This is a genomic window from Streptococcus parasanguinis (assembly GCF_001073155.1).
Classification (GTDB): domain Bacteria; phylum Bacillota; class Bacilli; order Lactobacillales; family Streptococcaceae; genus Streptococcus; species Streptococcus parasanguinis_D.
The window spans coordinates 103,695-119,135 of the sequence record NZ_JVEE01000017.1 but is presented as its reverse complement, the minus strand read 5'-3'; the positions used below and the strand labels follow the sequence as shown (position 1 = coordinate 119,135).

At 41.2% G+C, this 15,441-nt stretch carries 11 protein-coding genes; 8 read left to right on the top strand and 3 right to left on the bottom strand.

Features of this window, described 5'->3' with window-relative positions; all coding sequences use genetic code 11:
- The first annotated feature begins 86 nt into the window (after window positions 1–86).
- The 5 genes from pepF to alaS all read left to right on the top strand — a co-directional run bounded on the left by pepF (window position 87) and on the right by alaS (window position 7,008).
- A complete protein-coding gene (pepF, locus tag ADH92_RS02395) occupies window positions 87–1,889 on the top strand; it encodes an oligoendopeptidase F (RefSeq protein ID WP_049496751.1) in 1,803 nt (600 codons plus the stop codon).
- 1 nt (window position 1,890) lies between these two features.
- Window positions 1,891–2,610 carry an O-methyltransferase gene (locus ADH92_RS02390; protein ID WP_049496750.1) on the top strand — a complete coding sequence of 240 codons (720 nt, stop codon included), beginning with the start codon at window positions 1,891–1,893 and terminating at the stop codon, window positions 2,608–2,610.
- Between the two features lie 72 nt (window positions 2,611–2,682).
- Window positions 2,683–3,627 carry a peptidylprolyl isomerase PrsA gene (prsA, locus tag ADH92_RS02385; RefSeq protein ID WP_049496749.1) on the top strand — a complete coding sequence of 315 codons (945 nt, stop codon included), beginning with the start codon at window positions 2,683–2,685 and terminating at the stop codon, window positions 3,625–3,627.
- Window positions 3,628–3,880: 253 nt separating this feature from the next.
- The gene (locus ADH92_RS02380; RefSeq protein ID WP_049496748.1) at window positions 3,881–4,366 is read left to right on the top strand and encodes an LURP-one-related/scramblase family protein; all 486 of its coding nucleotides are present in this window, start codon (window positions 3,881–3,883) and stop codon (window positions 4,364–4,366) included.
- 23 nt (window positions 4,367–4,389) lie between these two features.
- The gene (alaS, locus tag ADH92_RS02375) at window positions 4,390–7,008 is read left to right on the top strand and encodes an alanine--tRNA ligase (RefSeq protein WP_049496746.1); all 2,619 of its coding nucleotides are present in this window, start codon (window positions 4,390–4,392) and stop codon (window positions 7,006–7,008) included.
- Window positions 7,009–7,117: 109 nt separating this feature from the next.
- On the opposite strand, the gene nrdF is transcribed toward alaS, so the two are convergent.
- The 3 genes from nrdF to nrdH all read right to left on the bottom strand — a co-directional run bounded on the left by nrdF (window position 7,118) and on the right by nrdH (window position 10,683).
- A complete protein-coding gene (gene nrdF / locus ADH92_RS02370) occupies window positions 7,118–8,077 on the bottom strand; it encodes a class 1b ribonucleoside-diphosphate reductase subunit beta (RefSeq protein WP_037617283.1) in 960 nt (319 codons plus the stop codon).
- 113 nt (window positions 8,078–8,190) lie between these two features.
- Complete coding sequence (nrdE, locus tag ADH92_RS02365; RefSeq protein ID WP_049496745.1) at window positions 8,191–10,350, bottom strand: class 1b ribonucleoside-diphosphate reductase subunit alpha; 2,160 nt, start codon at window positions 10,348–10,350, stop codon at window positions 8,191–8,193.
- 114 nt (window positions 10,351–10,464) lie between these two features.
- Window positions 10,465–10,683, bottom strand: coding sequence for a glutaredoxin-like protein NrdH (gene nrdH / locus ADH92_RS02360; protein ID WP_003006408.1), 219 nt, complete (start codon window positions 10,681–10,683; stop codon window positions 10,465–10,467).
- 475 nt (window positions 10,684–11,158) lie between these two features.
- Between nrdH and ADH92_RS02355 the strand changes: the two genes are divergently transcribed.
- The 3 genes from ADH92_RS02355 (at window position 11,159) to glgB (ending at window position 15,395) form a co-directional block, all read left to right on the top strand.
- A complete protein-coding gene (locus ADH92_RS02355) occupies window positions 11,159–11,422 on the top strand; it encodes a phosphocarrier protein HPr (protein WP_003006411.1) in 264 nt (87 codons plus the stop codon).
- A gap of 3 nt (window positions 11,423–11,425) precedes the next feature.
- Window positions 11,426–13,159 (top strand): phosphoenolpyruvate--protein phosphotransferase, encoded by a 1,734-nt coding sequence (ptsP, locus tag ADH92_RS02350; RefSeq protein ID WP_003006414.1) that lies wholly within the window; start codon window positions 11,426–11,428, stop codon window positions 13,157–13,159.
- Window positions 13,160–13,487: 328 nt separating this feature from the next.
- A complete protein-coding gene (gene glgB, locus ADH92_RS02345) occupies window positions 13,488–15,395 on the top strand; it encodes a 1,4-alpha-glucan branching protein GlgB (protein ID WP_049496744.1) in 1,908 nt (635 codons plus the stop codon).
- The last annotated feature ends 46 nt before the right edge of the window (window positions 15,396–15,441 follow it).

Here is a 15,441-nt window from a genome sequence, read left to right as displayed (position 1 = left end):
TTTAAAGGCTTTTAAAGTATTAATAGAAATTAATAGAAAGCATTTTTGAAATATGCTAAAATAATACCATTGGAGGATTAATCGAAATGGTAAAACAACGTAATGAAATTGATGAAAAATACCAATGGGATTTGTCGACAATTTTTGCGACAGATCAAGCTTGGGAAGAAGAAGCAGCAAGCTTAGCTACAGATATTAAAGCAGCAAGCCACTATGCTGGCCATTTGTTGGATTCAGCGCAAACACTGTTGGATACAACCAATGCATATTTGGAATTGAGTCGTCGTTTAGAAAAGGTCTACGTCTATGCCCATATGAAAAATGACCAAGACACACGAGTGGCTAAATACCAAGAGTACCAATCAAAAGGGATGTCTCTTTATAGCTTGTTAGGTGAAACCTTTGCCTTCTATGAGCCTGAATTCATGGCCATTACGGATGAGCAATACAAGGCCTTTGTGAGTGAAGTTCCAGCCTTGGAACAATATGGTCATTATTTTGATCGTTTGCTAGAGAAAAAAGAACATGTCTTGTCTCAAAAAGAAGAGGAATTACTTGCAGGAGCTGGTGAGATCTTTGCGGCTGGGGGTGAAACCTTTGAAATCTTGGACAATGCAGATATTGTTTTCCCAACTGTGCATGATGACAAGGGCGAAGAGGTTCAATTAACCCATGGAAACTATATTTCTTTGGTAGAATCAAAAGATCGTGCCGTTCGTAAAGAAGCTTACGAAGGCCTCTACAAGGTTTATGAACAGTACCAACATACCTATGCTAAAACCTTGCAAACCAATGTGAAAGTTCACAACTTTAATGCCAAAGTTCGCAAATTCTCATCTGCCCGTGAAGCGGCCCTTTCTGAAAACTTTGTACCAGAAAGTGTTTATGATAGCTTGGTGGCAGCGGTCAACAAACACTTGCCACTCTTGCAACGCTATGTGCAATTGCGTTCAAAAATTCTAGGAATCTCAGACTTGAAGATGTACGATATGTATACGCCATTATCCGATACAGACTACAAGTTTACCTATGAAGAATCGTTGGCCAAAGCAGAAGAAGTCTTGGCTGTTTTGGGTGAGGACTACCTTTCTCGTGTGAAACGTGCCTTTAGCGAACGGTGGATTGATGTGCATGTCAACCAAGGAAAACGCTCAGGTGCCTATTCAGGTGGTTCTTATGATACCAATGCCTTCATGTTGTTGAACTGGCAAGATACATTGGATAATCTCTTCACCTTGGTGCATGAAACTGGTCACAGTATGCATTCTAGCTATACCCGTGAAACCCAGCCTTATGTCTATGGGGACTATTCCATCTTCCTTGCCGAAATCGCCTCTACAACTAATGAAAATATCCTGACCGAACGTCTGTTAGAAGAAGTAGAAGACGATGCAACTCGTTTTGCTATTTTGAATCACTTCTTGGATGGCTTCCGTGGAACCGTCTTCCGTCAAACGCAGTTTGCTGAATTTGAGCATGCCATCCATAAAGCAGACCAAGAAGGTACCGTTTTGACTAGTGAGTTCTTGAACAACCTTTATGCAGAGCTCAATGAAAAATACTATGGTCTTTCAAAAGAAGACAACCCTGAGATCCAATATGAATGGGCTCGGATTCCTCACTTCTACTATAACTACTATGTCTTCCAATATTCAACAGGTTTTGCAGCAGCTTCAGCCTTAGCTGAAAAGATTGTTCATGGAACACAAGAAGATCGTGATAAATATATCGACTACTTGAAAGCTGGAAATTCTGATTATCCACTCAATGTCATCCGCAAAGCAGGTGTGGATATGGAAAAAGAAGACTACTTGGACGCAGCCTTTGCGGTCTTTGAACGTCGGTTGAATGAATTTGAAGCCCTAGTAGAAAAATTAGGACTCGCATAAGATGGTAGAGTCTTATAGTAAAAATGCCAACCACAATATGCGCCGGCCAGTGGTTAAAGACGAGATCGTTGACTTTATGCGCACGCGTCAAAAACCGGTAGCAGGTGCCTTGGAGGAGTTAGAAGCATTCGCCCGCAAGGAAAATATTCCGATTATTCCGCATGAAACGGTAGCTTACTTTAGACTACTCCTGCAAGCCCTACAACCAAAGAAAATCCTGGAAATTGGGACAGCAATTGGATTTTCAGCGCTCTTAATGGCTGAAAATGCTCCCGATGCACAAATTACCACTATTGATCGGAATGAAGAGATGATTGGCTTTGCCAAGGAAAATCTGGCTAAATACGATCAGAGAAAACAAATCACCTTGCTTGAAGGAGATGCAGTAGATGTCTTGCAGGATTTAACAGAGACCTATGACTTTGTCTTTATGGACTCTGCTAAGTCTAAGTACATCGTCTTTTTGCCACGAATTCTCGAACTCTTAGAGGTTGGGGGAGTCGTGGTATTGGATGATATTTTCCAAGGAGGAGATGTTGCCAAGGACATCATGGAAGTGCGTCGTGGGCAACGAACCATTTACCGGGGGCTTCAGAACCTCTTTCATGCGACTCTCAATCATCCAGATTTGACCGCTAGTTTGGTGCCACTTGGAGATGGTATTTTGATGATTCGGAAAAATACAGAGACTGTAACCTTGCCAGATCCTAGCTCTTTTTAGGTAAATTTAAGGTATTCTCTCTAATTTGTGGTAAAATAGAAGAAGTTTAAAAAGGAACGGAGAATAATTTTCATGAAGAAAAAACTTGTAGCAGGTGCTGTGACCTTGCTATCAGTCGTAACACTAGCAGCGTGTGCCAATGGCACAAACAAAGATATCGTGACCATGAAAGGGGACACGATTACAGTTTCTGATTTCTATAATGAAATCAAAAACAACCAAGGTGCTCAACAAGTTCTTTTCCAAATGACCATCAATAAAGTCTTTGAAAAAGAATATGGATCAAAAGTTTCTGATAAAGAAGTCGATAAAGAATTGGCTAAACAAAAGAAACAATTAGGCAAGCAATTCGATGCTTACTTGGCGCAACAAGGCTTGACGGAAGAAACAGCGAAGAAACAAATCCGTAGCAATATGTTGTTGGAATATGCAGTCAACCAAGCTGCTAAGAAAGATATCAAAGAGTCTGACTACAAGGCGGCTTTTGAATCTTACACACCAGAAGTAACAGCACAAATTATCAAGTTAGATTCAGAAGATAAAGCAAAAGAAGTGTTGGAAGCAGCTAAAGCGGAAGGTGCAGACTTTGCCCAAATCGCCAAAGACAATTCAACAGATACTGCTACAAAAGACAAAGGTGGCGAAGTCAAGTTTGATTCAGGAACAGCAGATATTCCATCTCAAGTCAAAGAAGCTGCCTTTAAGTTGGATGAAAATGGGATTTCAGATGTGATCACAGTTTCAGCAGGTCAAAACTATTCTGCTAGCTACTATATTGTCAAATTGAATAAGAAGACAGAAAAAGGCTCTGACTGGAAGAAATACGAAAAACGTTTGAAAGAGATCATTGTTGATGGTCGTAAGCAAGATACCAACTACATCCGTAGCATTATTGCAAAAGCGATGACCAATGCCAATATCAAGGTCAAAGATGATGCCTTCAAATCAACATTTAACCAATATTTGCAAAATATCGGTGTTCAAACGAGCGATAGCAGCTCATCATCTAAAAAATAGTTGACGGTTCCTTTTGGAACTTGTATAATGAAATAGTTGAGAATAAATCATTGTTACTCGGAATCAGAGAAGTGGCGGGGGTGCGAGCCATGGAAGGGAAATGATTTTGCTACTCGGCTGAGACAATTGCATATAAAATGAAGAATGACAAGTTCATTGAATGAAGGTGGTACCGCGGTTTTTCGCCCTTCGTTTAGTGGCTTGTCTTTTGTTTATGGGCAGTTGTCTGGAGCTTTTTAAAGGAGATCAAAAGATGCGAACCTATCAAGTGAAACAAAAATTTCGATTGGGTGGCGAGCGGTTCGATATCAAAGATGAGTTGGGAAATGTTGAATACCAGGTTGAGGGATCTTTTCTTAAGATTCCCAAGACTTTTACCATCTATGATAAGAATGGACAAGAAGTGAGCCACATTACAAAAAAAACAATCAGCCTTCTTCCTAAGTTTGTGGTTGAGTTGAAGGATGGGGATCGCTTTTTCATCCATAAAAAACTGACGCTCTTCAGGGATAAATACGATATCGAAGATTTGGGACTGCGGGTACAAGGAAATATCTGGGACCTAGAATTCAAATTATTCGATGATCGGGATCAAATTGTCGCTGAGATTAGCAAAGAACTCTTTCATCTAACCTCTACCTATCAAGTATCGGTTTATGAGGATGAATACGCTGATTTAGTCATCTCACTGTGTGTCGCCATCGATTATGTCGAAATGTTAGAAGCTAGCGCAAATTAATCTTAAAAAATTAGGAGAAAAATATGAAACAATTATCTAGTGCACAAGTCCGTCAAATGTGGCTTGATTTCTGGGCAAGCAAAGGTCACTCTGTAGAACCATCTGTTAGCTTGGTTCCTGTAAATGACCCAACCCTTTTGTGGATCAACTCAGGGGTTGCCACTCTTAAGAAATACTTCGATGGAACTATCAAACCTGAAAACCCACGGATTACCAATGCTCAAAAAGCCATTCGTACCAACGATATCGAAAACGTAGGGAAAACTGCCCGTCACCATACCATGTTTGAAATGTTGGGGAACTTCTCTATCGGAGATTACTTCCGTGATGAAGCCATTACGTGGGCTTATGAGCTTTTGACAAGTCCTGAATGGTTTGATTTCCCTAAAGACAAACTTTACATGACCTATTACCCTGATGACAAGGATTCATACAACCGTTGGATCGCTGTTGGGGTAGATCCAAGTCACTTGATCCCAATCGAAGACAACTTCTGGGAAATCGGTGCGGGACCTTCTGGACCAGATACAGAAATCTTCTTTGACCGTGGAGAAGCCTTTGACCCTGAAAATATCGGTCTTCGTCTGCTTGCAGAAGATATCGAAAACGACCGTTACATCGAAATTTGGAACATTGTCTTGTCACAATTTAACGCTGACCCTGCTGTTCCTCGTAGCGAATACAAGGAATTGCCACACAAGAACATTGATACGGGCGCAGGTTTGGAACGTTTGGTAGCCGTTATTCAAGGGGCGAAGACTAACTTTGAAACAGACCTCTTCATGCCAATCATTCGTGAAGTGGAAAAGATGTCTGGTAAAACCTATGATCCAGATGGAGACAATATGAGCTTCAAGGTGATTGCTGACCACATCCGTTCGCTTTCATTTGCGATTGGAGATGGGGCTCTTCCAGGTAATGAAGGACGCGGTTACGTTCTTCGTCGTCTCCTCCGTCGTGCTTCCATGCATGGTCAAAAATTGGGGATTGAAGGAACCTTCTTGTATAAATTGGTTCCAACTGTTGGGAAGATCATGGAAAGCTACTACCCAGAAGTACTTGAAAAACAAGACTTTATCGAAAAAATTATCAAGAGTGAAGAAGAATCATTTGCTCGTACCTTGAACTCTGGTCAACACTTTGCCCAAACCATCGTTGAAGACTTGAAAGCTAAAGGTCAAACAGTGATTGCTGGTCAAGATGTCTTCAAACTTTATGATACATACGGATTCCCTGTAGAATTGACAGAAGAAATCGCCGAAGAAGCTGGAATGACAGTCGATCGTGAAGGTTTTGAAGCAGCTATGAAGGAACAACAAGAGCGTGCGCGTGCATCAGCTGTCAAAGGCGGATCTATGGGGATGCAAAATGAAACCCTTCAAAACATTACAGTTGAAAGTAGCTTCAACTACAATGCCAGCCAATTGCCTTCTAAGTTGGTGGCTATCGTAGCGGACAATGCTGAAGTAGAGGCTGTATCAGAAGGGACTGCATCATTGATCTTTGCAGAAACTCCATTCTACGCTGAAATGGGTGGACAAGTTGCGGACCATGGTCAAATCTTGGATGCTGCAGGAAACGTCGTAGCGACGGTGACAGATGTTCAAAAAGCACCAAATGGACAGCCACTCCATACTGTTGAAGTTCTTGCTCCTCTTGCCTTGAACCAAGAATACACTTTGGCGATCGATACCAATCGTCGTCATCGTGTCATGAAGAACCACACAGCAACTCACTTGCTCCATGCGGCTCTTCACAATATCCTTGGTAACCACGCAACCCAAGCGGGATCTCTCAATGAAGTAGAATTCCTTCGCTTTGACTTTACTCACTTCCAAGCCGTGACTCCAGAAGAATTGCGCGCTATTGAACAACAAGTCAATGAAAAGATTTGGGAAGCGATCGCAGTCGAAACGATTGAAACAGATATCGATACTGCTAAAGAAATGGGAGCCATGGCCCTCTTTGGTGAAAAATACGGTAAAGAAGTTCGTGTTGTCACTATTGGTGATTACTCTGTTGAGCTCTGTGGTGGTACTCACGTAGGCAATACTTCTGAAATTGGTCTCTTCAAGATTGTCAAAGAAGAAGGAATCGGATCAGGAACTCGTCGTATCTTAGCAGTAACTGGTAAGGAAGCCTTCGAAGCATACCGTGAACAAGAAGACGCACTGAAAGCAGTCGCAGCAACCTTGAAAGCACCTCAACTCAAGGAAGTCCCTCATAAGGTGGAAGGTCTTCAAGAACAACTCCGTCAATTGCAAAAAGAAAATGCAGAATTGAAGGAAAAAGCGGCAGCAGCTGCAGCAGGCGATGTCTTCAAGAATGTTCAAGAAGCAAACGGCCACCGTTACATTGCCAGCCAAGTTTCTGTATCAGATGCAGGTGCCCTTCGTACCTTTGCGGATAACTGGAAACAAAAAGATTACTCTGATGTGCTTGTTCTTGTCGCAGCCATCGGTGACAAGGTCAATGTCCTTGTAGCCAGCAAGACAAAAGAAGTCCATGCAGGTAATGTCATTAAAGAATTGGCTCCAATCGTCGATGGACGTGGTGGTGGTAAACCAGACATGGCCATGGCAGGAGGAAGCAACCAAGCGAAAATCCAAGAATTGTTGGATGCTGTAGCAGGTAAATTGTAATTATCGAAGAGGTTGGATGTTTGTTCAACCTCTTTTTTCAACAAAGAAGCAGAGCCAATTAGAAAAAGAATGCAACAAAAAAACCTTTCCGTTTGGAAAGGTTTTTGTCTTATAGTCCGTAATTGTAATCGTCATCCTGCATGGCTTCTACTTCACCGAGAAGGTAACCATTTCCGACTTGAGAGAAGAAGTCGTGGTTAGAGGTACCGGTTGAGATTCCGTTCATGACGATTGGGTTAACGTCATCTGCTGAGTCTGGGAAAAGCGGATCTTGTCCCAAGTTCATGAGGGCTTTATTGGCGTTGTATCGAAGGAAGGTCTTGACTTCCTCAGTCCAGCCCACACCATCATAGAGGCTCTCTGTGTAACCTTCTTCATTCTCATAGAGAGTGTAGAGCAGATCATACATCCACTCTTTGAGTTTTTCTTGTTCTTCTTCTGATAATTCGTTAAATCCAAGTTGGAACTTGTAGCCGATATAGGTTCCGTGAACTGATTCATCACGAATGATCAACTTGATGATTTCAGCTACGTTGGCCAATTTGTTGTTTCCAAGATAGTAGAGAGGTGTGAAGAAACCAGAGTAGAAGAGGAAGGTTTCAAGGAAGACGCTGGCAACTTTCTTTTCAAGAGGGGTCCCATTGAGGTAGATTTCGTTGATGATTTCTGCCTTCTTTTGAAGGAAAGGATTGGTGTTGGTCCATTCGAAAATCTCTTCGATTTCTGACTTGGTATTCAAAGTAGAAAAGATAGAAGAGTATGACTTAGCATGGACTGATTCCATAAATTGGATGTTGTTAAAGACAGCTTCTTCATGGGGAGTACGAATATCCGCACGAAGAGCCTGAACACCTGTTTCAGATTGCATGGTATCTAGAAGGGTTAATCCCCCAAAGACTTTACCAACTAGGTCTTTTTCTTTATTAGACAACTTTCTCCAGTCATCCAAGTCGTTTGACAAAGGGATACGTGTATCCAACCAGAATTGCTCTGTCAGTTTTTCCCAGGTCGATTTATCGATGACATCTTCGATTGCATTCCAGTTAATGGCTTTGTAGTATGTTTCCATTTGCATCACTTTCTTTTTCTATTCATTCAATCGTTACTATTCTACCATAAATTGATAGAATACCGCACAAAAAGTCGGCGAACCGACTTTTGATAGCTATCTAGGATAGCGGATTAGATGACACAGCTTTCACATTGGTTGGCGCCAACTTCTCCACCATCATCTGTAAAGGTACGGACGTAGTAGATAGACTTGATACCCTTGTTAAAGGCGTAGTTCCGAAGGATAGACAAGTCACGAGTGGTTTGTTTGTTTTCAGTTTTCCATTCGTAAAGACCCTTTGGAATATCGCTGCGCATAAAGAGAGTCAGTGAAAGACCTTGGTCTACATGCTCAGTTGCAGCAGCATAGACATCGATGACTTTTCGCATATCCATGTCGTAGGCAGAAGTGTAGTAAGGAATCGTTTCCGTTGACAATCCTGCTGCAGGGTAGTAGATCTTACCGATTTTCTTCTCTTGACGTTCTTCAATCCGTTGTGTAATTGGGTGGATAGAAGCAGATACGTCATTGATGTAGCTGATAGATCCATTTGGTGCGACAGCCAAGCGGTTTTGGTGGTAAAGACCATCTGCTTGAACTTTAGCACGCAGTTCTGCCCAATCCTCAGCACTTGGGATAAAGATATCTTTAAAGAGTTCTTTGACGCGATCAGATTTTGGTACAAATTCTCCAGTCATGTACTTATCAAAGTAAGTACCGTTGGCATAGTCTGATTTTTCAAAGTTGTGGAAGGTGACACCACGTTCGCGTGCAATGTTATTTGATTCTACGAGAGTCCAGTAGTTCATGAGCATGAAGTAGATACTTGTAAACTCAACAGACTCAGGTGATCCGTATTCGATCAATTGTTGGGCAAGGTAGCTGTGAAGTCCCATAGCTCCAAGTCCGAACGAATGCGCCAATTTATTTCCGTGGTCAATAGTTGGAACGGCTACGATATGAGAGCTATCTGTAACGAAGGTCAAAGCACGGACCATGGCACGAATCGAACGTCCAAAATCAGGTGAAGTCATCATGTTAACCACGTTGGTTGAACCAAGGTTACATGAGACGTCTGTTCCCATTTGGACAAATTCTTGGGCATCGTTGATCAAGCTTGGTTCTTGAACCTGGAGGATCTCTGAACACAAGTTACTCATGATGATTTTTCCATCAACAGGGTTTGCCCGGTTAGCAGTATCGATGTTGACTACATATGGATAGCCAGATTCTTGTTGCAATTTAGAAATTTCAGTTTCCAAATCACGTGCCTTAATTTTAGTCTTGCGGATATTTGGATTAGCAACCAACTCATCGTATTTTTCAGTGATGTCGATGTAGTTGAATGGTACTCCGTATTCACGTTCCACAGAGTATGGGCTGAAGAGGTACATTTCCTCATTCTTACGCGCTAACTCATAGAATTTGTCTGGCACGACGACACCAAGTGAAAGGGTCTTAACCCGAACCTTTTCATCGGCATTTTCTTTCTTAGTTGAAAGGAAGGCGATGATGTCTGGGTGGAAGACGTTGAGGTAAACCACCCCAGCCCCTTGGCGTTGTCCCAATTGGTTAGAGTAAGAGAAGCTATCTTCAAAGAGTTTCATAACAGGTACGACCCCAGAAGCGGCTCCTTCATACCCTTTGATTGGTGCTCCAGCTTCACGAAGGTTGCTGAGAGAAATCCCAACCCCACCACCGATACGAGACAGTTGAAGGGCAGAGTTGATGGAACGTCCGATCGCATTCATATCATCGGTTACTTGGATCAAGAAACATGATACCAATTCCCCACGGCGGGCACGTCCAGCGTTTAAGAAAGAAGGAGTAGCTGGTTGGTAGCGTTGGTGGATAATTTCGTTTGCGATGTCTCGCGCGATAGCTTCATTTCCATCAGCAAAATAGAGAGCATTGAAAAAGACACGGTCTTCCATGCTTTCAAGATAGTATTCTCCATCATTTGTTTTCAAAGCGTATTGGTTATAGAATTTGTAGGCCGCCATGAAGGACTTGAATTGGAAGTTTTGGTCTTTGATAAATTGGGCCAATTCCTCTAAAAATTCAGGACGGTATTTCTCGATAAAAGCTCTCTCAATGTAATTGTGCTCGAGAAGGTACTGAATCTTGTCTGTAATCGAGTCAAAGGCTTTAGTATTTGGTACAACATTTTCTTTAAAGAACGCATCCAAAGCTTCTTTATCTTTATGAAGCATGATTTGGCCGTTTACTGGACGGTTGATTTCATTGTTAAGACGAAAATACGTCACATCTTCAAGAGATTTTAATCCCATAATAATCCTTTTCTAGTTCAAAAAAATGAAGAGGAGAAGTCCTCTCTTTCCAAGTAAAAAGTCTAGTGTTAGGTTGCTAACGCTAGACCCTATTTAAGCAAAATACTGTGTTTATTAAGAAAGTTTCTTCAACTTAGCTGGTTGAAAACCAGAAAATACTTCATCCGGTGTTTGAATAACTGGAGCAGCATTGAAGCCAAGGTTCTTAACATGCTCTACAAATTCTGGCTGTTCGTCTAAGTTAATTTCGCGGTATTCCACATGATTGCTATCGAGGAATCGCTTGGTCATTTTGCATTGAACACAATTATTTTTTGAATAAATGGTTACCATTTCTTTTCCGTTCTCCTATCGAAATATAAATCTGTAAACAGTATAAACAAAATCCAGCAACTTGTCAACAAAATAAAACTAAATATTGTGCAAAGAGATGAAATGGAGTTTTTAAAGCACAATATATTGTGGTGAGCGAAAAGTGTGAAAATCGAAGAAATGGGATAAGAATAGGCTTTAAAGCATCTTTAATTAGTTATAATTTTTTGGTGAATCAATATCCTGTGGTTCAACAGCTTCTTTTCATTGAAAGCGGAGGAAAATGTTACTTATAATATAGTAGAAAATTGAAAAGATATTTTCTCTGTTCTTCAGGTGCTTCTTAAAATGTATCTAAATTGGGATTTTTCTCAGTCTTTTTCTGTAAGTCAGTGATAAAAATCTTGAAAAAAATTTCAAAAGATGATATAATACCAAATTGTAAGGGTTATCAAAAGGTAACTCAAAAACTATTTTTAAAAAGGAGAGTCAAACTATGGCTTCTAAAGATTTCCACATCGTGGCAGAAACAGGTATCCACGCACGTCCAGCAACTTTGTTGGTTCAAACTGCTAGCAAATTTGCTTCAGATATTACTCTTGAATACAAAGGTAAATCAGTTAACTTGAAATCAATCATGGGTGTTATGAGCCTTGGTGTTGGTCAAGGAGCAGACGTTGTAATCTCTGCAGAAGGTGCTGACGCTGATGATGCTATCGCAGCTATCTCAGAAACAATGACTAAAGAAGGATTGGCTTAAAATATGACAAAAATGCTAAAAGGAATTGCAGCATCTGACGGTGTTGCCGTTGCTAAGGCATATTTGCTCATTCAACCAGACTTATCATTTGAGACTGTTTCAGTCGAAGATACAAGTGCAGAAGAAGCTCGTTTGGATGCAGCTCTTGAAGCTTCACAAAACGAGCTTTCTCTTATTCGGGAGAATGCAGTAGCAAGCCTTGGTGAAGAAGCAGCGCAAGTTTTTGATGCGCATATGATGGTTCTGGCTGACCCTGAAATGATTGGTCAGATCAAAGAAACAATTCGTACGAAAAAAATCAATGCAGAAGCTGGCTTGAAAGAAGTCACTGACATGTTCATTGCGATCTTTGAAGGAATGGAAGACAATCCTTACATGCAAGAACGTGCAGCAGATATTCGTGACGTTACCAAACGTGTCCTTGCCAACTTGCTTGGTAAAAAATTGCCAAACCCTGCTTCTATCAATGAAGAAGCAATCGTGGTTGCGCATGACTTGACTCCATCTGATACAGCACAGTTGAACAAAAAGTATGTAAAAGCTTTTGTTACGAATATCGGTGGACGTACCAGTCACTCAGCTATCATGGCTCGTACACTTGAAATCGCAGCTGTTCTTGGTACAAATAACATCACAGAACTTGTCAAAGATGGCGATGTTTTGGCTGTTTCAGGGATCACTGGTGAAGTAGTGATCAACCCTACTGAAGAACAAATCGCAGAGTTCAAAGCAGCTGGTGAAGCTTATGCGAAACAAAAAGCTGAATGGGCTCTCCTTAAAGATGCGAAAACAGTGACTGCTGATGGAAAACACTTCGAGTTGGCTGCCAACATCGGTACACCTAAAGATGTTGAAGGTGTAAACGATAATGGTGCAGAAGCTGTTGGTCTCTATCGTACAGAATTCTTGTACATGGATTCTCAAGACTTCCCTACAGAAGATGACCAATACGAAGCTTACAAAGCTGTTCTTGAAGGTATGAACGGTAAACCTGTGGTTGTTCGTACAATGGATATCGGTGGGGATAAAGAACTTCCTTATTTCGACCTTCCTAAAGAAATGAACCCATTCTTAGGTTTCCGTGCTTTGCGTATTTCTATCTCTGAAACTGGTAACCAAATGTTCCGCACACAATTGCGTGCCTTGCTTCGTGCATCTGTTCACGGTAAATTGCGGATCATGTTCCCAATGGTTGCTTTGTTAACTGAGTTCCGTACAGCTAAGGGTATTCTTGAAGAAGAAAAGGCTAAATTGCTTGCGGAAGGTGTTGCTGTTGCAGACGATATCCAAGTAGGAATCATGATTGAAATCCCAGCTGCAGCAATGCTTGCGGATCAATTTGCTAAAGAAGTTGATTTCTTCTCAATTGGTACTAACGACTTAATCCAATACACAATGGCTGCTGACCGTATGAACGAGCAAGTATCATACCTTTACCAACCATATAACCCATCTATCCTTCGTTTGATCAACAACGTGATCAAAGCGGCTCACGCTGAAGGCAAATGGGCTGGTATGTGTGGTGAAATGGCCGGTGACCAAACTGCTGTTCCACTTCTTGTCGGAATGGGCTTGGATGAGTTCTCAATGTCAGCGACATCTGTCCTTCGTACACGTAGCTTGATGAAGAAACTCGACACAGCTAAAATGCAAGAATACGCTAACCGTGCTCTTACTGAATGTTCAACAATGGAAGAAGTTCTTGAACTTTCAAAAGAATACGTGAACGTAGACTAAGAATTCAACAAGACTAAGACAAATCTGTCTTAGTCTTTTTTTACATTGTTCATAAAAATGTTCATTTTATTCGTAATAAACTAGTTAGTAATAAAAATAGTGATTTAAATGTTCGGTTTTTGTTTGATTTTCCTCGTATATATAGTATAATCGTAAGTAAGATAAGGAGGATGACCAAGGAAGGATCGAAAAGGTTCGGGAAAGAAAATGGAAAAACTTTTCCTGATAATTTTACATGATTTTACAGGAATCAACTTGAAAATTAAGTGATTTTATAGTAGAATAATATCAAATAGAAAACGCTTTCAAAAAGCAAAGAGGTGAGTATATGGATAGAAGCACAGACTTATGGACATTTGGAAGAGGGGATAATTTCCATCTTCAAGAGTACTTAGGAGCTCACAAGGAAACAAGGGGAGAACAAGAAGGCTTTACCTTCCGTGTTTGGGCTCCCAATGCTCAGGCGGTGGATCTGATTGGTGATTTCACTGATTGGGAAGCTCGTAAAATTCCAATGGTTCGTAATGAAGGAGGCGTCTGGGAAGTCTTCTGTTCCGATGCAAAAGAGGGAGATATATACAAGTATTTGGTGACTCGACAAAATGGTCATCAGGTGCAAAAAATCGATCCTCTAGCGTTATGGATGGAAAAGAGACCCAATACAGGATCTATTATTAAGACCATTCCAGAGAAAAACTGGAAAGATGGTCTCTGGAGAGCACGCCGCAAAAAACTTGGTTTTAAGGAACGACCTGTTAATATTTATGAGGTTCACGCAGGATCGTGGAAACGTAATGAGGATCATAGTTCCTATACCTTCAAACAACTAAAAGATGAACTCATTCCGTATCTGGTAGAGATGAACTACACCCACGTGGAATTTATGCCAGTGATGGCCCATCCATTGGGCTTGAGTTGGGGCTATCAGCTTATGGGATATTTTGCACTCGAGCAGACTTATGGTAGCCCAGAAGAGTTTCAAGACTTCGTGGAAGAATGCCACCTCAACAATATCGGAGTGATTGTGGATTGGGTACCAGGACATTTCATTATCAATGATGATGCCTTGGCGTATTATGATGGAACACCAACCTTTGAATACCAGGATGAACATCGGGCCCATAACTATGGTTGGGGAGCTTTGAACTTCGACTTAGGAAAGAATCAAGTCCAGTCATTCTTGATTTCTAGTTTGAAGTTTTGGATTGATACCTATCATTTAGACGGGATTCGGGTCGATGCGGTGAGCAATATGCTCTATCTTGATTACGATAGCGGTCCATGGACACCAAATATTGATGGTGGAAACCTCAACTATGAAGGTGTTCATTTCCTTAGACGTTTGAATGCGATTATCAAGAACGAACACCCAGATGTCATGATGATTGCAGAAGAAAGTTCTGCTGGTCAAAAGATCACGGGTCCTGAAGAAGAAGGTGGACTTGGCTTTGACTATAAATGGAATATGGGTTGGATGAATGATATCCTTCGATTCTACGAAGAAGATCCCATCTACCGGAAATTTGACTTTAACCTGGTAACCTTTAGTTTCATGTATGCATTTTCTGAAAACTTCTTACTACCATTTTCACACGATGAAGTGGTGCATGGTAAGAAGAGTTTGATGCATAAGATGTGGGGAGATCGTTACAATCAATTTGCTGGACTCCGTAACCTCTTGACCTATCAGATCTGTCATCCAGGTAAGAAATTACTCTTTATGGGTTCAGAATTTGGCCAGTTTTTGGAATGGAAGTCAGAAGAGCAACTGGAATGGGGCAATCTAGAGGATGAAATGAATGCTAAGATGCGTCGTTTCACTTCTCAGCTCAATCATTTCTACAAAGAACACAAGGAATTGTGGGAGATTGATGATAGCTTTGATGGCTTAGAGATTATTGATGCAGATAACCGGGATCAGAGCGTTTTGTCTATGGCTCGGAAAAATCGTAAAGGAGATATTCTGGTGTGCGTCTTTAATATGGCACCAGTAGAACGCAAGGACTTTACGATTGGTGTGCCTGTATCAGCTGTCTATGAAGAAATTTGGAATACAGAATTAGAAGAATGGGGAGGTGTCTGGAAAGAGCACAATCCGACAGTTCAGTCTCAAGATGGACTGTGGAAGGATTATGAACAAACTTTGACCTTTACTTTGCCGGCTTTAGGGGCTAGCATTTGGAAGGTGAAACGGAAGGTTCGCAAAACGAAATCTAAAACATCAGATAAAAAATGATGATCGGTTGACTCTAAGGGAGTCCAAGCTTTAAAAAGAGGAAGTA